Source organism: Sphingobacterium thermophilum (assembly GCF_039541675.1).
Classification (GTDB): Bacteria; Bacteroidota; Bacteroidia; order Sphingobacteriales; family Sphingobacteriaceae; genus Sphingobacterium; species Sphingobacterium thermophilum.
The window spans coordinates 17,488-37,449 of sequence record NZ_BAABGR010000035.1 but is presented as its reverse complement, the minus strand read 5'-3'; the positions used below and the strand labels follow the sequence as shown (position 1 = coordinate 37,449).

Below are 19,962 nucleotides of genomic sequence, written 5' to 3'. Positions count from 1 at the left end.
ATTCATAAGGTTAGATAAGGGGGAATTATGGAAATTGGGGATGTAGTCATTTCACGTAAAAAACCTATTTATCCGGTGAGTCCGGGCTTAGCCAAATATTTGAGGCTTTATCAGCGGGAGGCTAAGCTGCCTATCTCGTATTTCGACCTGCTGAACTTTCAGGAGACGGTTCCGGTTATCGATAAGTACGGCAATGACACGCTGTGGGAAACGCCACTGTATCCGCCTTATTTGCAGGATCAACTGTATGACGGACTCAAGGTGATTTATGCCAAGCTTAAAGCGTCGGGCAACACGCGTATCGTGCAGCACAAGATTATTGACCGAATCGAGTATTGTGCTTTCGGCAATACGCGGCCTTTCCGTGTACGCATCATCAACAGACTGAACGATGTATATGACTATTTTTATATCAAGCAGGCGGATGCTTCACGTATTTATGGGCTGGAGCTGGAGGAAATTTTATCACCCAACCAGGTAAATTATCTATATGATTTCGAAACATTAGTGGAAGAACATATTGTTGGAATTCCGGGAGATCTTTTCTGCAAGTCTCAGATGAAAAATCCGGATTATAACCCTACGCGTATCGCTAAGGAGTTTGTTAAGTTCAACGAGCGATGTACCATAGCCTTGCTGGGGGATATGAGGGCTTACAATTTTGTAATGCAGATCACTCCCGATTTTGACGATTTCCAGTTTCGCATACGTGCAATAGACTTTGACCAGCAGTTTTACGAGGGCAATCCGAAAGTTTATATGCCTCAGTTTTTCAAAGAATGTTTCCCTTATGTGAAGCTATGTATGGAGCATCTCAACGAGAAGACTGTACTGCAATACCAACAGGAGGAGCGTTCGTCGATAGTGCATAGGGTACGTAGCGAAAGACATCGTATCAAAGATTTGCGGGATGCCTCACGAGAGCAGCAGCTCTCTACTCCGGAGAATATCCGCATGTTGAGAGAGGGGTATGCTAAGTTTTATAAGGACGATTCGTACTATCGCTGCAAGACCATGACGGATATTGTGGAGCTTAATGTCAAAAATGTGATCCGTTCGGTGAAAATCTAACGGATGCGGTCCTCATTGTCTTTGACGAAGGCTTCCCATCCCGAATAGCTTTTGTTGCCTGTGGTCGAATTTTGTTGGAAGGAGTGGCATACGGCCACGGCAAGACCGTCTGTAGCATCCAGAAATTCGGGGGTTTCCTTGAAGTTGAGAAGTGTCTGCAACATGGCAGCAACCTGCTCTTTGCTGGCGTTACCGTTGCCAGTGACCGACTGCTTGATTTTGCGAGGTGAATATTCGAAAATGGGGATGTCTCTGCTTAGTGCTGCGGCCATGGCCACACCTTGTGCTCGTCCTAGTTTTAACATCACCTGCACGTTTTTACCGTAGAAAGGAGATTCTAGTGCTACACAGTCCGGTTTGTATTCGTCGATGAGGGCAAGTACCTTTTTGAAGATACGTTGCAATTTAAGTCCATGGTCGTCCAGATGTCCTAATTTTACCACGCCCAAGGTCTGCAGCTGCACCTTTTTGCCAATCTCTATTACCACACCATACCCCAACACTACCGTTCCCGGGTCAATTCCTAGTATGATGCGCTCTTTGGCTTTTAGTTTCAACATGAAGCAAAATTACATATTTAAATACGCATTTTTGTGTTGGCAATTGAATTCCATAAAATAATTGCTAAAATTGTGCGACCAGAACACGTCATGTTGAGCAGACAGAATAAGAAATATCTCAATTATGGACTTAAATTGACAATTGTCGGTTTGGCGTTCTGGTTTATTTACGAGAAGGTCAGCAATCAACAGAATTTAAGGGAGTTCAAAAAACTTATTACAGGAATAGATTCTACGGAAATTTACTGGGCTATTGGAATTGTAGTTTTCCTGATGTTTCTAAATTGGTTTTTTGAAGTGGTGAAGTGGCATTATCTGGTGCGTGAGGTAGAAGCTATCAGTTTGTGGAAGGCTGTGAAGTCTGTCTTTTGTGGACTGACGTGGGCCATTTTCACGCCGAACAGGATAGGAGAGTACGGCGGTAGGGTTTTGTTTTTGCAGCCCTCGCATAGGGCGCGGGGTGCGGTGCTCATGGGAGTAGGGTTGTTTGCACAGCTGGTGCTGACCAGCCTTTTTGGAGCAATAGCCATAGCTTGGTTTGTATCGTCCTTTCTGGACACTCCTACCGCGGTAAAATTTGGAGTATGGCTTCTGGCATTTATTTATGGTTTAGCCTTTGTGTTTCTTTATTTTAATGTGCATTGGGTGGACTATATGGTGGGCAAGGTTCGGTGGCTGAAGAAGATACAGCCTTTTTTTGATGTGTTGAGGGCAGTGTCCTTAAGACAGCTTGCCGTGGTGCTGTTCATTTCTTTCACACGCTTTATAATCTTTACCTCTCAGTATATTATTCTGATGGTGGTGATGTTGCCGCAGCTGCCTGTTTTCCCTATGGTGATGATGATATTTATTTTGTTTTTTGTGCAGTCAGCATTGCCAACCTTGGATATTTTTGATTTCAGTGTACGTAGCTTTGTGGCAAGTAATCTATATGCGTATATTACGACGCAGGAGCTGGCGGTCATGGCCATTGTATCCTTCATATGGTTTGTCAATCTGATCCTTCCCGCAATCATAGGGTCAGTTTTTGTTTGGAATGTAAATTATTTCGGTGATACAGATTCTTAATATTTGTCTGATTATAAGTGCTTGCGTGTATGTATTGATCGTGCTTTACTTACGTAAAGGGTGGTCCAAGTTACCTTATTTTACCTCGCAATCGCAGCCTTCAAAGAAAGTTTCTATCCTTGTTGCAGCTCGTAATGAGGAAGAAAATATCGGCAGGACGATAGAATGTATCCTGCAGCAGGATTACCCTCAAGATTTGTTGGAGCTGATTGTTGTGGATGACCATTCAACGGATCGTACTGCAGAAATTGTCCGCTCTTATGCGGGGCAGGGTGTAAAACTTTTGCAGCTAAGGGTGGGAGACAAGCTGAATTCGTATAAGAAATATGCTATTACCAAAGCAATTGATGCGGCTTCGGGAGAAATTATAGTGACTACGGACGCCGACTGTCGCATGGGACCTAAATGGGTGAAGACGGTGATGCAGTATTTTGAAGAGCATGACAGTTACCTTGTGTCTTCTCCTGTAATATATTCCGAAGAGAAATCTTTTTTCGAGGAACTACAGACCTTAGAATTTCTATATCTGATAGGGTTGGGAGCTGCGGGAATAGGCAATGGCAACCCTACTACCTGCAATGGCGCAAACCTAGCTTATCGCAGGGACGTATTTTTTGAAATGGGAGGTTTCAAGGGAATTGACAACCTAGCCTCTGGAGATGATGAGCTTTTTCTGCACAAGGTTGCGGAAAAGTATGCTCATAAAATAGGTTTTTGCAAGTCTCGTGATGCTGTGGTCTTCACAGATGCTAAGCCGGACCTAGCGTCCTTTATCAGCCAACGGAAGCGCTGGGCCTCGAAGAGCACCAAATACAAAGACAAAAAGGTAGTTGCTTTAGGGGTAGCTATATGGCTTTTTAATTTAGCTTTGATAGGTTCGCTGGTAACTTTTTTTGTGTTGCTATCGCAGCTTAACTGGCTTCTACTTACTTCTTTCGTTTTAAAGATTGTTGTGGAGCTTTGCTTTATGATTCCGGTATTGCGTTTTGCACAGCGTACGGAACTATTGAAATATTTGCCCTTTCTTTCGGTGATACACACTTTTTATTTGGTGTATATCGGCGTAGCTGGCAATACGGGAAAATATAACTGGAAAGGAAGAAAGGTACACTAACCTTCAACCTTTTCGCGTATAGCATCTTCCGCCTGCTGTACAACTTCTTCTACGGTTTTTCCTTCAGGGTCAATAGGGGCTAACACTTCCCATCTTAAAGGGGTGAAGGGTCTTAAGGGGAACATACCGTATTGGACCATCTCATACGATCCGGTAATTGCTACAGGTACTACCAATGCTTTAGGGTTTTTCTTCAACAAAGTAGCTATACCTCCCACATTAAATTTCTTCATCTTGCCTGTCTTGGTTCGGGTGCCTTCCGGAAAGATGAAAGCAGACCAATTCTTTTGTTTCATGTTGTTGGCCAGTTTCAATATCTCAGCGATAGACTGTTTCGGGTCTTTACGGTCTATATTGGCTGCTCCACCATGTTTGAGGTTGAACGAAATGCTCGGAATTCCGGCGGTAGCAAGCTCTATTTTGGAGATGAATTTTCCGTGAAATCGGCTCAAATAATAAATCATAGCCGGAATATCGTAGGTACTTTGATGGTTTGCTACAAAAATTAACGGCGTATTCAGTGGCAGACTTTTGTTGTCTACAAAAGTAACCTTGTTAAATAAAATGTAGTTGCAGGAGGTGAGAAAGTAATTCAGAATGTCAACGCTTTTTTTGTGTGCGCTATATCCCCCTAATTTAAGACATATCCATTGAATAGGATGGAATATTAAAAGAAATAAACCAAACATTATATAAAAAATAGGGGACAATATAAATCCTAAAATCTTTCTCATCGTTTGCTGCAAATTAAAATTTAGCAAATATAAACATATTACGGTGTACTGCAGAATCTGAGATATTTCTTGTGTAATCTGAAGTTTTGTTTTAACAATGTTTAATGTTGTTTTAAAATTGTTAAAAATTTTATTATATTTGTTTAGATTAATCTGAGATAATATGAAGTTACCAGTACAGTGTCCTAGCTGCGATGCAAGGCTTGTGGTGTCCAAATTGCGTTGTGAGAACTGTGAGACGGAGGTGATGGGAAAATATGATATGCCTTTATTTATGCAGCTTTCAGCGGAAGAACAAGATTTTATTATAGAATTTTTGTTGAGTTCAGGAAGTTTAAAGGAAATGGCGAACAAAATGGGTAAGAGTTATCCTACGGTTCGCAATAAATTGGATGATTTAATAATAAAAGTAAAAGAACTGCAAGATGAGAAATAAGTTTTTTTCGGAGGAACAGAATTTTTTTGCTCCTTGGTTGTATATCCTTTTTGCGGTGTTGGTGATATTAGCCGCATATCCTTTTTTTGTTGATACGACCGAAAAAGAAGCTTCGTATGTTTCTGTAGTATTGATATTGGCTGTAATAGGTCTTTTTGTATGGATGCGACTGAAAACGCAGATTGATGAGCAGGGTATTCTTATCCGCTTCATGCCTTTCATTCGTCAGAAGCTTATTGCCTGGCAGGATGTGCAGGAAGCCTACGTGAGAAAATATTCGGCATTAGAATATGGTGGCTGGGGGTATAGAGTCAGCTTCGGTGGGGTGGCCTATACAACCAAAGGTAAATATGGGCTGCAACTGGTATTGAAAAATGGCAAGAAGATTTTGGTCGGAACACAAAAGCCGGAAGAGGTGATGTTGGTTATCAACGAAATCTTAAACGATAGGAACGCATGAAAAAGTGGTTAAACCCTTTCGAATATTTTTCGGAGCAGCTGCTCCTTTTTACGGGAGTTATTTTTGCGTTGCTCACGGTGCTGGTTTCTTTTCTGTCTGATATTTTGTTGTTCGGCTCCTTGAAAATTGTTCACGGTTATCCTCAGAGTATCATTGGTGCCCTGCTCAATGTAGCAATAACCTTATCGGTAAATATTGTAGTATATTTTGCTTATGCCAAGGTACGCTACAGAAAATCTAGGCTTATAGATGTTTCTAATGTGGTGTTGATGAGCCATATTCCCATGTACGTTGCACTTTATTTGGCAACGTTGCCTATTGTTAAGGAATCCCTTTCTGAGCTGGAGTCTCTTATGAAGCATAATAGCTTGGATGTGGTGGCGTTACCGACGAAAGAACTATTGGTCCTTTTAATTTTCGGAGGGCTGTCGCTATTGTTGATTGTTGGCTTTTTCTATTGGCTCATAATAGGTATGAAAATTGCGATTAACAGTAAGCAGAAATGGGATGGGCTGCTTGTGGTTATTATAGGATTAGTGGTCAATACGTTGTTGCAAATCATAAATCCATTTGTATGATAAGATATTTAACATTACTATTATTTATTGTATTGCAATCTTGTGTAGGATATTCGCAATCTATTGTAGGCAGCTGGCTTGGCAATTTGGACTTTGGTGTTCAAAAGCTGAAGTTTGTTTTGCATATACAGGAAGAAAACGGAACATATACAGCGAAGGCTGATAGCCCCGACCAGGGAGCTTATGGTATTCCCTTTGATATTGTCGTAAAAGGAGACTCCGTCGTTGTCAAGAACAGTATGGGCATAGCGTTGGGGCTTAAGGTGCAGGGTGATCATAAGTTGGTAGGGACGTTTTCGCAGAATGGCATTACGATTCCTGTGGTGCTGAGCCGCAGTGAGCAGAAGATGATGGAAGCTCCCAAAGTAAATAGATATCAGACGCCACATCCTCCATATGCTTATGACACCTTGGATGTGACGATAAATAATTCCTATTCACAGATTAAATTGGCAGGAACAGTTACCAAACCGAAAGGTAAAGGAAAATATCCTGCCGTAGTATTGCTTAGCGGCTCAGGAGCGCAAGATAGGGACGAGACTCTTTTTGGTCATAAGCCTTTTAAGGTACTTGCGGACTATCTTTCGCGAAACGGTATTGTCGTGTTGCGCTACGACGATAGAGGTGTAGGGAAGAGTGAAGGCTCTTTTGACCAAAGTACGATAGAAGATTTTAGCAAGGACGCTATTTCGGCATTCGACTTCCTGAAGCAGCAGGACTATGTAGACATCCATAAGGTGGGTATTATAGGTCATAGTGAAGGAGGCCTTATAGCTACCCTGTTAGCGGCGCAAGGCGTGCCTAACCTATCGTTCATTGTATCGCTTGCCGGTCCAAGTATTCCTATTGATGAGCTTTTGGTAGAACAGCTGTACAGTTTAGGCAAGGCAGAAGGGATGAGCGAAGCACAGCTAGCTCAGGCTCGAGAAATTAATAGAAAAAATTTTGCAGTGGTAAAGAGTAACTTGAAAACAGAAGAAGCCTATCAGAAGCTCCTTGAAAATATGAATATTGCAGATAAGGTAGACGCTAATGCTGCGCTGCGAAAGGAAGTGTTGGCCATGCTTGCACCGGCGTATCGTTATTTCGTACGTATCAATCCACAGCATTTTATCAAAGACATACATATTCCTGTCTTTGGAGCATTCGGCACTTTAGACTTACAAGTTCCGTCTACGTTAAATCTAAAGGGGTATTACGACCTTCTTCCTAAAAATACGAAAACCGTATTGAAGGAATATGAAGGACTTAACCATCTGTTCCAAAGAGCCAAAACAGGAAAGGTGTCCGAGTATGCACAGCTTGAGGAGACATTTCATGAGAAGGTAATGGAGGATATAGTCAGGTGGATTAAGGAATTATAAAAAAGAGGGCGTATCGCCCTCTTTTTTATTTAATATCCTGTATTTTGTTGAAGATTCGGGTTTACCACTATTTCACGATAAGGAATCGGGAAAACAAGTTTAGGGTCGTTCCAGGCTACCGCTCCTATGGAGCGTTTGGTTCTTTTGTAATCGTGTAATCTATAGCCTTCGAAAGCCAACTCTATGTCCCTTTCGTTGAGAATGTCTTCTAATGTCAGTGTCATTAGAGGTGACAGCCCTGCCCGCTCCCGAAGAGTGTTGATATCGTTTAGAGGTGAATCTCCTACATTGGTACTTAGACGGAAATTACATTCAGCGCGGGTGAGATACAGTTCGGTAAGACGTACCACAGGGATGTTGTCATAGTAATTATACCACTTTCTGGAAAAATAACCTGACTTTTGGCCAGTACCATCATAAATCATCTGAGTTTTGCGCTTGTCGTTATCATCCAGAGAGTTATAATATGCTGCCGAGACGTTGAGGTCTCCACGGCCTACGTTGCCTCCGGTGATATTTTTATAGCTCGAATAAAATGTTGCTAGTCCGTCATTGGATGAGCCGGCGTTGCTTTGTTCGGTCTGTTGGATTTCGAAGACACCTTCGGAGGAGTTTTTCACACGGAAAGGAGCTTCCAGGTTGCTTGCTAATGAAAATTCGCCACTGCTTATCACTGCATGTGCCATGTCGCGGGCCTGTTGGAATTTGCTTTGCTGCAGATAGACACGAGCCAACATACCTTGAGCAGCATAGAGGTGGGATGAATTTTGAAGTTTGGAAATTGCTGTGGTAAGATCATTTTCTACAGCCGTATAAACTTCCGCTACTGAGTTTCTAGTTACAGAATTATTTACATCCGATACCGATTTGACTGCTTGGGTGATGATAGGTACTCCCAAACCGTTGTTGGAACCCGTATTGTCGAAGGGGATGCCGTACAGACGTACCAGCTCAAAATGCATTATACCTCGGATAAATAAAGCTCTTCCTTCTATTTCATCTTTTTCATCCGGATCATTGATGATATCCAATGCAGACAGCACGGTATTCGCGATATTGATAGCTTCATAAGCATGTGTCCACGTGCGGGAAGCCTCCTCGTTGGTATTGACAATATTATGGTTGAAGATTTCTCTGTAAGAGGAGAAAGTTCCTGTCCATCCAACATAATTGGAGTTGAAATAAAGGTCTGGTACCATGATAAGGTTGGTCCCGTAGAGGGCTCCTTCAGCAATTACGGTATAGGCACCGATAAGAGCATTTCGTACGTCTGAGGGGGTAGAAAGAGCTAATTCAGTAGAAATAGATTGTTTTGGTTCTATGTCCAACTTTGAGCTGCAGGCTCCTGACAGCAAGGAAGCTGTCAGTGTAGTGTATATGATAGTTTTATGTATATTTTTCATGACAGTAAATTTTGAGAACATTTAAAATCCGACATTAATTCCGAACGTGATGGTACGCGCCTGCGGAGGAGTATAAAAGTCTGTTCCCAGCTGATAATTTCCTGCGAAGGTGGTATTTATTTCCGGATCATATCCTTCATAGTTTGTAATAGTAAAGAGGTTTGTGGCAGAAAGATATACTCGTGCATTGTTAATCTTATATTTACTGATGTATGCAGAAGGTATGTTATATCCTAACACTACATTTTTGACACGGAAATAAGAACCGTCTTGAAGGTAGCGTGACGAAGGGCGAGTTCCGTTGGCTTCGTCAAATCGAGGTTGTGGAATATCCGTGATATCCCCCGGTTGTTTCCAATAGTTCATCTGAGAGACCAATTGGTTGTCGAAATAGTCACCATTAGCTGCTTGGAATGCTCCAGCAGCATTGTAGATGTCATTGCCATAGACGAACTGCGTTTGAATGTCTAGGTCAAAGTTTTTGTAGGAAAATCTGTTACCGAAGCCGCCATAAAATTTAGGATGTGGAGTTCCAAGCTCTTGGTCTCCAGCGGCATTATAGTCGTTGGTGGTAGCAGTACGTGTGTCGTCAACATAATATAATGCATCGCCGTTGTTGGGATCTACTCCTGCATACGCTTTACCATAAAAGTATCCGAACGGTTTACCTTCTTCCACACGTCCTAGATATCTACCTCCCGGATATATAGGCTGACCATCCACCAATTTTAATACTTTGTTTTTGTTGAATGCAATATTAAAAGAGGTTGACCATTTAATGGTGTTGACTAGGTTACGGGAGTTGAAACTGAACTCCAGTCCTTTATTTTCCAGCTCGCCATAGTTTTGCAAGATAGAGGTGAATCCGCTTGTAGATACAATAGGTACGTTGAGTAAGAGGTCCGTGGTTTTTTTATGGTAAGCATCGAAGGTGAATGTAAGGCGGTCGTTAAAGAAGCCTAGATCCAAACCTATGTTTGTCGCTTTTGTATTTTCCCAAGTAAGCTCACGGTCTCCTAAGGTTGTAGGTTTTGTTCCTGGGGTACCTGCATAGTTTACTCCGGAATATAAGGTGCGCCATAGATAGTTGCCGATTTCGGCATTACCGGTAAGGCCGTAGCTAACCCTTGCTTTCAGGTAGTTCCATGTGGAGCCATCGCCGAAGAAGTCTTCTTCTGATACTACCCAGCCGATGGATGCAGCAGGGAAGGTACCATATTTCCTTTCCGGACCAAAACGCGATGATCCATCTACACGTAAAGATCCTTCCAAAAGATATCTGTTCTTCAGTTTATAGTTTATCCGTCCGAAGTAAGAAAGGAAAGAGAACTGATCCTCGTAGGAAGAGGCGTCCGATTTTACCGCTGCACTAGCGATCTTTTGAAACTTGTCAGAAGGGAAGCTGTTTCCTTCAGCTTGTGTGTATCTGAATTGTCCGTCTTGGTAGGACATACCTAAGAGGGTAGAAAAATCGTGTATGTCGTTGAAAAGTTTGCTATAAGTTAAAGTGTTGTTAAAGTTGTAGTTTATGGATTTGGCGATGTGACTGAAACCGTAGCCACCCACATCTCCTCCATCTTGGGTTCGGGATCCCAAGAACATTTCTTCTTCCAAGGTCAGAAGGTCTAAACCATATTCTGTCCTGAAGACAAGATTTGGGGTAATCTGTGCAGTAGCATAGATGTTGGAGAAAGTCCTATAAGTATTAGACATTTGACGGCCGTTCTCTAGGTCGATAAGATTGTTATAATAGACGGTGTTGTTGTTCAGCTCGCCATCCGCGTTGCGGATAGGTTGTATTGGCGGAAGGGCGTTCAGCTGTTGTGGGTTAGAAAAAGCGTTGTCACTACTCACGCGGTAGTTGTCGATTTTATTGAGGTTTATATTGCCCCCGAAAGTAAGCCATGTACTGACATTGTGATCGAGTCCTAGGCGGCCGCTGGTACGTACGTATCTGTTACCGACAAGTATGCCTTTGTTGTCGTTGTGTGCTCCTGAAGCGATGAATCTGGTTTTGTCATTACCTCCCGACATGGTAAGGGAGAGTTGCTGAACATTGCCTGTGCGGAACGCTTGGTTTGCCCAGTCGGAATCGTAGTTTTCATCCCAATCATTTGTTCCCGTCCAGTCTTCCCAGAATTCAGACATGGAGGAATATTGGTCTGGGGCACTTCCTATATACCCTGCATTGGTAAGGGAAGCTGTCAATAGTTCTCTATACTGCTGACTATTTAGAAATTTACCTACTTTGGTTGGCTTGCTGCCACCATAGTAGTATCCTACATCAATATTTGTACGGCCGGCTTTACCTTTTTTTGTCGTTATTAATACCACACCATTAGAACCGCGGGCTCCGTAGATGGCGGCGGCCGATGCATCTTTAAGAATATCCATGCTCTCGATGTCATCGGGATTTATTGCTGCCAGAGGATTCTCTGGCTCAGTGTATGTGCCCATGTCTCGCGTAATTACGGGCACGCCATCAATAACAAATAAAGGTTGGCTGCTGGCTGTAATAGAGGATGTTCCTCGTACACGAATCTGTAAAGCTTGGCCTAATTTTCCGCTGCTAGAGTTTATGAATACTCCGGAAGCCCTCCCTTGTAAAGCGCTTTCTATGGTGGGAAGTGGTACATTCTCCAAATCCGACATTTTTACAGTGGAAGTAGATCCTGTGACATCTTTTTTGAGCTGGGTGCCATAACCCACTACGACTACTTCATCTATGGTGGCTTCAGAAGGTAATAATGTTACATCGTATGTATTGCTGTTGGTTATGGGAATCTGTTTGGTGTGATAGCCGATATAGCTGAATACTAACGTTCCAGTGTTGCTGCTTATCTCTATGCTGAATTTTCCAGAAACATCAGTTTGTGTAATCCTATTGCTCTCCGATACTTTAACTGAAACCCCTGAGATGGGATTTCCTGAACTGCCATCGATCACTGTGCCCGATATAGTTCTATTTTGTGCATATATAAGTTGAGTACTAGATAAACAAAATAGAATAAGCAGTAATAGCTTGCTTCTCATAACTTTAAGTATTATTTTGTTAGTTTTAGTTAAATATAAAAAAATTAAGGGGTATTGTTGGCAAGTAAGGATAAAAATTAAATAAAACAGGTTTTACACATATGCGTATAAAACCTGTTTTATTTTTCTAGTTAAAATATTTTTTATGGAGTGGTATTGGAAACAGGGATGATCTTGCCGTTGAAGTATTTGCTGCCGTTAAGAGCGAAATCGGCAACGTATCTACCCATTTCGAAAGCTAATGTCCCTGCTTGCATTCCAGGAAAGGCAGCTTCAAACATTTCTGTCTGCGAAGATCCTAGGGCTAGGCAGTTGACTTTAATATTTTTGTCTTTCAGTTCTTCTGCCAGACATTCGGTAAGGATTGCCAAAGCTCCTTTACTTGCCGAATAGGCGCTGAGCCCCGGAAATTTTACTGAGCCCTGAAAGCCGCCCATACTACTAATGTTTACTATATGGCCTCCCTCACGCATCAGAGGGACAATATGTTTTATCATATTGGCATGTGCCATCACATTCGTTTGTAGCATATGGGCAAACTCCTCCATAGAGGTATCTAAAAAAGGTTTGTTGATCAATGCCCCTGCATTATTGATAAGAATGTCAACCTTATCGAATTTGGATTTGACGAAGGGAATCAATGAGTCAGGATAGTTGTCATACACGATATCGAACTGGGCAGGAAAGAGTTTGCCTCCATCGAAGTTGAGATCGCTAGCAATCTCATGCAGTCTTCGGAGCTTATCCGCTGAGCGGGCCAGAGCGATAACGTTGTTTTCCTTTTTTGAGGTGAGGTCCAATACAGCTTCAAATCCTATTCCACTGCTAGCCCCTGTGATAATAATATTTGCCATAATTAGTCGTAATCTTCTTTTTCTTTTACAATTTCTTCTTCTACTTCTGCTACGGAAGGTAGTTTTTTGGCGCCGAGCCGTTCAGGACGTATCACATAATAGATACCCGAGCTAGCCATCAGCAAGGAAATAACATAAAAAAAGATACTCAAAAGAAGTGCACTATGTATATCTATTTTAAGGTACATGGCCCCATACATCATGACGAGCTCCCTTAATCCGGCACCTCCGCCGATGGATGGAACGATGGATACCAGTGAGGAAACAAGAAATAGCAAGAGATATGGTGAAAATTTATCCTGGAAGTCCAAAGAGTATAAGATGAGTATGGCTGAAAGCACCTGAAATCCTTGCACTCCTAAAGCTTTGATATGTGTAATAAAAAACTTTTTCGAGAAATCTTTAAAATAGGTATGGAGAATGAAGTAATAGCTTAGTGTACCTAATAGCGCTGCCGAAATGGTTATATAATTGGGTATCGCTAGTCGCGGCATAAAGATAATCAACGCACAGGTGATGATACACAGAGCCCATAAACCGCTAAGGCGGTCGAAAAATACGGCACTTAATATCTTTCTTCCACGGACATGATGTTCTTTCTTCAGAAAGTATATTTTATAGCCGTCGCCTCCAATACCTCCGGGAAGGAAGAAATTGTAGAGGAGGCCCAGCTGATACAGTCGGAAGTTGTATCTTTCAGTAAGGTTGAGCTTAATAACCTTAAAAAAAGAGTTGAGTCTCCAAGAGGCCATGAGCTGGGATGCGGCATATGCACAGAACGCCAAGAAGAGAATGGTCCAATCGCAATTCATCAGTTCGTTTTCCAGCTCTTCCAGACTGATATCTTTGTTATTTCGGATATTTCTTATCACCCAATACAAAGCCCCTAGCGTAACTAAGACTTTGGATATATTTTTTAAGATTTCTAAGGCTCTGTTTTTTTTCATAAATTATGATTCTCTTAGCAAAAGTAAAGATTATCATAAGAACAAAGGTGTAAAGTTGAAATTTGTTGTGGTATGATTTTTGGATGTGCTAGAAAAGTGCAGAGAGTGTATCTTTGCTTTAGGATTAGATATTCTTTAAATTATTAATTATGCGAAAACACATTCTATCATTCTTATCGCTTGTTGTGGCGGTTGTTTTAGTTTCAGCGTGCGGTGCTCAACGTAAAGATGGAGGCTACTCTAATGTACCTGCAACAAGTAATGAAGGGCCTACTGCTTCGCAATGGAGAAATGGCGTAAAAGGTACTTGGGTGTTAAATTCTGTGACACGGGAGGATATTCCTCAGACTTATACTATTAAGAATATTTTTGATGAGGCTCCGGTAGAATGTTTTATCGGTAGCGTGTGGCATTTGCCTACAGGCAACTATAGAGGAAGCATTACTTTCAATGCTTCGGGAACGTTGTGCGCTACAGGAGCGGTGAGAACGATAATCTGGTCCATCTACAATCCCGGCAAAGGCATGGGACAACCGGAATTTCAATTCAAGAAGCTATATGCAGGAGATAAGGCGGCAAACGTGACTACCGGATATAGATTGGGTCTTTCATACGCCGATGCACAGACATTGACAATGCGTATGCCCGTAGACTTGGATAATGGATCCCGAGGTTATCTGATTTTCAATTTTACAAGAAATCAATAATAGTATTGAAGAATAGGTTTGTAACAAAAAAGTCCTGAAATTTTTTCAGGACTTTTTTGTTGGGAGCAATTTATAAAAGGTGTACTTTAGAGGTTAGTAGTTATAAACTTAAATAAACAATCACTTCAGTGTTTTTTAGCATCTTGTTATGAGGTATATATTTCCATTTTTGCTTCTATGTTTTTTTTATTTCAATGTGTGTATAGGTCAATCTTATCGCTATAAAAATGAGACTTTGCCTGTTGAGGAGCGGGTTCAAGACTTGTTGCAGAGGATGACTCTTGAGGAGAAAGTTGGTCAGCTTTCCAAAGAATTGGGCTGGGAGATGTATGAAAAAGATGGAGAGCATGTTTATGTCAGCAAAAAGTTTAAGGATCTGATAGCTAAAAGACCCATAGGAGCTTTATGGGCTACTTTGCGTGCAGATCCGTGGACAAAAAAGACGTTGATAACAGGTCTCTCTCCTCAACAGGCCGCAAAAGCTATTAATGCATTGCAAAAATATATAATTGAAAACACCCGTCTAGGTATCCCGCTATTAATTTCGGAGGAGGTACCTCACGGTCATATGGCCATTGGGGCTACTGTTTTTCCGACGGCAATAGGCCAAGCTAGCACATGGAACCCTAAGCTCTTGGAAGAGATGGCTTCAGTTATTGCTAAAGAGACATATGCTGTGGGTGGAAGAAATGGTTATGGACCTGTGTTAGATTTGGCAAGAGATCCTCGATGGTCTCGCACAGAAGAAAGCTATGGAGAAGACGCCTATTTGGTGGGAAAGATGGGAGAAGCAGTTGTTAAGGGGTTGCAAGGTCAACGTTTGGGAGAGAAAGATAAAATAATGAGTACTTTAAAACATTTTGTTGCATATGGCGTACCTGAGGGAGGGCATAATGGAGGTTTCAATACCATAGGGGAAAGAGAATTGCGACATCATTTTCTTAAGCCTTTTGAATCGGCTGTTAGAGCAGGAGCAGGATCAATTATGACTGCATACAATTCCATCGACGGAATTCCGTGTTCTTCCAATGAATGGCTTTTGAAGCAGGTGCTCCGTAAAGAATGGGGCTTCCAAGGATTTGTAGTTTCAGATTTATTGAGTATATCAGGACTGCAAGGGAATCATAGAACGGCGGCGAGTGGAGTGGAGGCGGCCACGCAGAGTATACAGGCAGGCTTGGATATGGATCTCAGCGGTGTGGGCTATGGCGATAATTTGTTGAAAGCTGTCAAAGAAGGAAAAGTAAGTATGCAAACATTGGATAGCGCCGTGGCTAATATTTTAAGAGTGAAATTTAAGCTGGGTTTGTTTGAAAATCCGTATGTGGATGAAGGTGAAGTGTTGGCAAAAGTAGGTACTATGGAAAATAGGGAAATAGCTAGACAAGTCGCTCGAGAATCCATTGTGCTGCTAAAAAATGAGAATAACCTGCTTCCTTTAAAAGAAGGAGTAAAGCATATAGCGGTAATAGGACCTAATGCGGACAATATTTATAATCAATTGGGGGATTATACTGCACCACAGCCTGATGAGAAGGTAGTTACCGTTTTGGATGGTATACGTGCTTTGGTGGGCGATAGAATAAAAGTCCAGTATGAGAAAGGTTGTGCTATACGTGACACACAACATTCAGATATTGAAAATGCTAAAAAGATTGCCAAACAGGCAGATATAATCATTGCTGTAATGGGAGGCTCCAGTGCAAGGGATTTCCGTACTTCCTATGAAGAAACCGGTGCAGCACGTGTTGAACAGAAAACGTTAAGTGATATGGAAAGTGGAGAGGGATATGATCGTGCTACATTGGATTTCTTGGGAGACCAACTTAAATTATTGAAAGAGCTACATAAACTAGGTAAACCTATAGTTTTGGTTACTATAAAGGGGAGACCGCTGAACCTATCGTGGGCTCAAGAAAACATTCCTGCCATTGTTGAGGCTTGGTATCCCGGTCAGGAGGGGGGGATGGCTATAGCTGAAGTATTGTTTGGAAAGTATAATCCTGCAGGAAGACTGCCTATTTCTGTTCCTAGAAGTGATGGTCAGCTGCCAGTCTATTATAATCATAACAAGCCAAAGCATCATGATTATATAGAAATGGAGGCAAAACCTTTATATCCTTTTGGTTATGGGTTAAGTTTTAGTCATTTTACATATCAAAATCTAAAAGTGAATGTGGTTGAGAAGAGTGAGGATTTTGAATGTACGATATCTTTTGAGGTAAGTAATACTTCTGATATTGATGGAGATGAAGTGGTTCAGGTTTATGTAGTAGACGAAGTCAGTAGCGTAGTTACCGCAGTCAAACAGCTCAAAGCTTTTGAACGTAGACATATAAAAGCTCATAATACAGCTTTATTTTCCTTTAACCTCAGAAAAAATGATTTGAAATTATGGGGAGCTGACAAAAGATGGAAAACCGAAAAGGGAAGCTTTAAAGTGTTGGTAGGGAAATCATCAGAAGATATTCAGCTGGAAGGAGAGTTTAGTTTGAGTAAAGATTATTCATTATAAGGGAATCCATATTCAAGGATTCCCTTATAATGAATAGAAGATATCTTATTTGACTGTAATTTGGAATACTGCAACATACTCGATTTTGTGATCGGGAGGTATAATCGTAATGATGTGCTTATCTTTCTTCCATTTTAATTTTCCTCTATATCCTAGTAGTTTTATGTCTTGGATAGACTGTTCAGGAGCTATTTCAAATCGGTATAAGGAAGGTTGTTGATAAGTTTCTCCTTCTGAAAGATGAAAGACGTTGATATGCTTAGAGTCTTTGGATCGCATATAATAATATGAATCTTTGTGATAAGGATATATTGTTCGTGTTGAAAAAATCGCTGACTTGTTTATATTTATCCATGGGGTCAGTTGTTCCAATCTTTCGTAAGCAATAGGATCAAAATCCCCATTAGGTCCAGGAGCAATGTTGAGCAAATAATTTCCCCCTCTTGAAATTATCTTTACTAAGGTTTCTATTATTGTCTTTGTGGGTTTATAGTTATCATTGGGGACGTAACTGAAAGAATCTCCCATGGTGATACAGCTTTCCCATGGAATATGGAGAGGTTGTTCAGGTATGGATTGTTCTGGAGTTACATAGTTTTCCCATTTTCCCGGTACGGTTCTATCTACAATAATTATTCCGGGCTGGTTTTTTCGGGCCATAGAGCCAATCCTGTCCATATCAATATCCTGTTCCAATTTTATCGTTTTTTGCCAATCGACAGTTGTGTCTACGGTGCTCAAAGGTCTTACCCAGCCTCCGTCTAGCCATAGTATGTCTATTTTCCCGTAATTAGTAGTAAGTTCATTTATTTGGTTAAATGTGTATTGTTTAAATTTTTCCCAGCGATCTGGGTACTTTTGGGGATCGTAGTTTACGTTTCTGTCTTTTGGTGGAAAATAAGGCCACCAATAATATTCGGAGTGCCAGTCTGGTTTAGAGAAATAGGCTCCTATTTTGAAGTTTTCTTGACGGAATGCTTCAAAAATTTCTTTGGTAATATTGGCTTTAGGATGTGTTGAAAAAGGAGTTTTAGGGTCTGTGATTTTATAGTCAGACTCTTTGGTGTCAAACATGGCAAAGCCATCGTGATGTTTGGTTGTAAAAACGACATATTGCATGCCTGCAGCTTTGGCTGCTTTTGCCCATTTTTGAGGATTGAATTGTATAGGGTTAAATGTTTTTTGTAGATTCTCGTAATTCTTTACGTATTCATAATAACTAGCTCCATGTTCTTTTTTTCGTTGTGTCCATCCTTCATCTTCCGGACATAAGCTCCAGCTTTCCACTATTCCCCACTGACTATAAGTACCCCAATGCATAAATAGACCGAATTTTAAATCTTGCCAATCTTCCAGATTCTTTATTACTAAAGGGTCTTCGGGTTTTTGGTATCCTGCTGAGATGTTATGTGCTTGCCCTAAAGTGCAGGTATAGTATAAAGCAAAGATAAAAGTCAATAATATTTTCATGTGACATCCTTTAAACGGAAGAGCCACTAGAAGTGGCTCTTATCCGGTTCAAATTAATTTAAATCCCAAAATAGCTTTGTGTTTACATTATCCTGATCTTTTACCGCATTATAATTTTCCCCGTTATAGACAATTTCGGATTGCGGTAGGTTCCATTTTGCTGGAGGTGTTTTTTGTGTGTCAGATTGCTCTACTCTGAATGCGAATACTGGATAATCCAGGCGTCTTACTTCAGACCAGTTTTCTACCGACTGTATGATATTCAGATGGAGCCACTTTTGCATAGCAATAAGTTGTATATTATTTGTACCCCATCCTATATTATTTATATAAGTGTTTATTTGTGTTGCTGTTGGTGGAGTTGGAGCACTTACTATACTGTTATTGCTTACAGCGCGGATACGTTGTTGTAAATCGATAGATGCTCTGATACCTTCTTCAAAATCCGTTCTAGCATCCGCTGGATTTCCATTTCTAACCTTATATTCTGCTAACAAATAACGCACTTCTGAGGCTGTCACTAGTATCCCAGGAAAATTTTGGTTTCGTGAATAGGTAGAGCGGTTATAAATCGCAATTTTGCTAGGTTCTGTCGGAGTGCCAGCAATAAGTGTACTTTGCGTAGAAGAAGGTAGGGATTGGTCTAGGCCTATGTATTCATTAGGAGCGGCTCCAGCACCTGGTTCAAACATATAAGGTAATCGAGGGTCTGCATTGGAAACCATATGGTCAATCATAACTTTTCCAGCTATGTTGTTATTCCAGCTTTCCAAGGCATCCTGAAAACCACTGGAGTTAATATCTGAACCGTTGTTGAAAATGTCTACCTGAATATTGTCATCATTGTTTAGTACAAGAGGATAAATGGTAGGAGAGGCAAGTATTTCGTTGATTTCTTGGGTCGTTCTGGCGCTGAAAGAGCCTACTTGGCTTACTCTCATTAACATTCTCAGGCGTAATGAATTGCAATATTTTTTCCATAAATCAATAGAGCCTGAATTTATTAAATCCTGAGTTTTGAAGGATTCCAAAACTGTACTTGGTGGAGTAATGTTGTTTAATTCAGTGCTTATTGATTTAAGATCATCTAGCATTGCTGTATAGATATCTTCGGCCTTATCGTATTTAGGATAGGAAATAGCGTAGTTGCCACCATTACTACTTAACTTGCCGGCTTCAGACCAAGGGATGGCTCCATGCAAGTCTACTTGTTGCTGGGTTTGATCATAGAAGAATATTTTAGCCGCTAGAAGAAATATTTTCTTTTCTTCTTTTTCAATGTCTAGACTAGCGTCATAAACTTTTTCTAGTTCTCGGAATTGAGCTAGCCCCTGATAATATCTTTCCCAGCGGTCGGTAATGGCTGCTGCTCCTGGAAGAAGCTGATTTTCGGAGTTTGCCCATCCTATAGTTTGTATGTAGCGATGGATGGTAGGAGCCAGCGTTACAAAGTAGTTTCTATAGGTAGGGACTACCAATTCGCGGTAGGTATATTGAAGACCGGCAAACTGTTTTTCAATTGTTGTTTCCGTAACTTTTGATGGATCACGATACCAATCATCAAAAGAGGATTTTTTACACGATATATTGACTGAAAGAGAAGCAGCACATAGTCCTGCTATCATCATTATTTTTCTCATTTTCATAA

17 protein-coding genes are annotated in these 19,962 nt (G+C 41.1%); 9 read left to right on the top strand and 8 right to left on the bottom strand.

The annotated features are described in order from the left end of the window. The first annotated feature begins 27 nt into the window (after positions 1 to 27). Entirely contained in the window at positions 28 to 1,071 is a 1,044-nt protein-coding gene (locus ABD873_RS10835) for a hypothetical protein (protein WP_345068238.1), read from the top strand. On the opposite strand, the gene ruvC is transcribed toward ABD873_RS10835, so the two are convergent. Further along, a complete protein-coding gene (gene ruvC / locus ABD873_RS10830) occupies positions 1,068 to 1,631 on the bottom strand; it encodes a crossover junction endodeoxyribonuclease RuvC (protein WP_345068236.1) in 564 nt (187 codons plus the stop codon). The genes ABD873_RS10835 and ruvC overlap by 4 nt on opposite strands. A gap of 72 nt (positions 1,632 to 1,703) precedes the next feature. On the opposite strand from ruvC, the gene ABD873_RS10825 reads away from it, so the two are divergent. Both ABD873_RS10825 and ABD873_RS10820 read left to right on the top strand, forming a co-directional pair. Beyond that, positions 1,704 to 2,699 (top strand): lysylphosphatidylglycerol synthase domain-containing protein, encoded by a 996-nt coding sequence (locus tag ABD873_RS10825; RefSeq protein ID WP_345068234.1) that lies wholly within the window; start codon positions 1,704 to 1,706, stop codon positions 2,697 to 2,699. Beyond that, positions 2,683 to 3,813, top strand: a complete 1,131-nt coding sequence (locus tag ABD873_RS10820; RefSeq protein ID WP_345068232.1) for a glycosyltransferase family 2 protein — start codon at positions 2,683 to 2,685, stop codon at positions 3,811 to 3,813. The genes ABD873_RS10825 and ABD873_RS10820 overlap by 17 nt, the downstream gene beginning before the upstream one ends. On the opposite strand, the gene ABD873_RS10815 is transcribed toward ABD873_RS10820, so the two are convergent. Continuing rightward, positions 3,810 to 4,547, bottom strand: coding sequence for a lysophospholipid acyltransferase family protein (locus tag ABD873_RS10815; protein ID WP_345068230.1), 738 nt, complete (start codon positions 4,545 to 4,547; stop codon positions 3,810 to 3,812). The two genes, ABD873_RS10820 and ABD873_RS10815, sit on opposite strands and share 4 nt — an antisense overlap. 163 nt (positions 4,548 to 4,710) lie before the next feature. Between ABD873_RS10815 and ABD873_RS10810 the strand changes: the two genes are divergently transcribed. The 4 genes from ABD873_RS10810 to ABD873_RS10795 are packed head-to-tail and all read left to right on the top strand — an operon-like array spanning position 4,711 to position 7,385. Beyond that, positions 4,711 to 4,983, top strand: a complete 273-nt coding sequence (locus ABD873_RS10810; RefSeq protein ID WP_039052693.1) for a DUF2089 family protein — start codon at positions 4,711 to 4,713, stop codon at positions 4,981 to 4,983. Then, on the top strand, positions 4,973 to 5,443 hold the full coding sequence (locus ABD873_RS10805; protein WP_345068227.1) for a hypothetical protein: 471 nt from the start codon (positions 4,973 to 4,975) through the stop codon (positions 5,441 to 5,443). Before ABD873_RS10810 ends, ABD873_RS10805 begins: the two co-directional genes overlap by 11 nt. Continuing rightward, positions 5,440 to 6,021, top strand: a complete 582-nt coding sequence (locus ABD873_RS10800) for a hypothetical protein (protein WP_345068225.1) — start codon at positions 5,440 to 5,442, stop codon at positions 6,019 to 6,021. The genes ABD873_RS10805 and ABD873_RS10800 overlap by 4 nt, the downstream gene beginning before the upstream one ends. Beyond that, positions 6,018 to 7,385, top strand: coding sequence for an alpha/beta hydrolase family protein (locus tag ABD873_RS10795; RefSeq protein WP_345068223.1), 1,368 nt, complete (start codon positions 6,018 to 6,020; stop codon positions 7,383 to 7,385). The genes ABD873_RS10800 and ABD873_RS10795 overlap by 4 nt, the downstream gene beginning before the upstream one ends. 29 nt (positions 7,386 to 7,414) lie before the next feature. Here ABD873_RS10795 and ABD873_RS10790 read toward each other — a convergent pair whose 3' ends face one another. From ABD873_RS10790 to ABD873_RS10775, 4 genes are all read right to left on the bottom strand, one after another. Next, positions 7,415 to 8,788 carry a RagB/SusD family nutrient uptake outer membrane protein gene (locus ABD873_RS10790; protein WP_345068221.1) on the bottom strand — a complete coding sequence of 458 codons (1,374 nt, stop codon included), beginning with the start codon at positions 8,786 to 8,788 and terminating at the stop codon, positions 7,415 to 7,417. A 21-nt stretch (positions 8,789 to 8,809) separates the two neighbouring features. Continuing rightward, a complete protein-coding gene (locus tag ABD873_RS10785; RefSeq protein WP_345068219.1) occupies positions 8,810 to 11,821 on the bottom strand; it encodes a SusC/RagA family TonB-linked outer membrane protein in 3,012 nt (1,003 codons plus the stop codon). A 143-nt stretch (positions 11,822 to 11,964) separates the two neighbouring features. Continuing rightward, positions 11,965 to 12,675 carry an SDR family NAD(P)-dependent oxidoreductase gene (locus ABD873_RS10780; protein ID WP_039054466.1) on the bottom strand — a complete coding sequence of 237 codons (711 nt, stop codon included), beginning with the start codon at positions 12,673 to 12,675 and terminating at the stop codon, positions 11,965 to 11,967. A 2-nt stretch (positions 12,676 to 12,677) separates the two neighbouring features. Next, a complete protein-coding gene (locus tag ABD873_RS10775) occupies positions 12,678 to 13,622 on the bottom strand; it encodes a lysylphosphatidylglycerol synthase transmembrane domain-containing protein (protein WP_039054465.1) in 945 nt (314 codons plus the stop codon). 149 nt (positions 13,623 to 13,771) lie between these two features. Between ABD873_RS10775 and ABD873_RS10770 the strand changes: the two genes are divergently transcribed. Together ABD873_RS10770 and ABD873_RS10765 are read left to right on the top strand one after the other, a co-directional pair. After that, the gene (locus tag ABD873_RS10770; protein WP_039054464.1) at positions 13,772 to 14,329 is read left to right on the top strand and encodes a hypothetical protein; all 558 of its coding nucleotides are present in this window, start codon (positions 13,772 to 13,774) and stop codon (positions 14,327 to 14,329) included. A 148-nt stretch (positions 14,330 to 14,477) separates the two neighbouring features. Continuing rightward, entirely contained in the window at positions 14,478 to 16,844 is a 2,367-nt protein-coding gene (locus ABD873_RS10765) for a glycoside hydrolase family 3 N-terminal domain-containing protein (protein WP_345068216.1), read from the top strand. Positions 16,845 to 16,889: 45 nt separating this feature from the next. Here the strand turns inward: ABD873_RS10765 and ABD873_RS10760 are convergent, their stop codons facing one another. Then, a complete protein-coding gene (locus tag ABD873_RS10760) occupies positions 16,890 to 18,314 on the bottom strand; it encodes an alpha-L-fucosidase (protein WP_345068214.1) in 1,425 nt (474 codons plus the stop codon). A gap of 53 nt (positions 18,315 to 18,367) precedes the next feature. Next, the gene (locus ABD873_RS10755; protein WP_345068212.1) at positions 18,368 to 19,960 is read right to left on the bottom strand and encodes a SusD/RagB family nutrient-binding outer membrane lipoprotein; all 1,593 of its coding nucleotides are present in this window, start codon (positions 19,958 to 19,960) and stop codon (positions 18,368 to 18,370) included. Between the last annotated feature and the right edge of the window lie 2 nt (positions 19,961 to 19,962).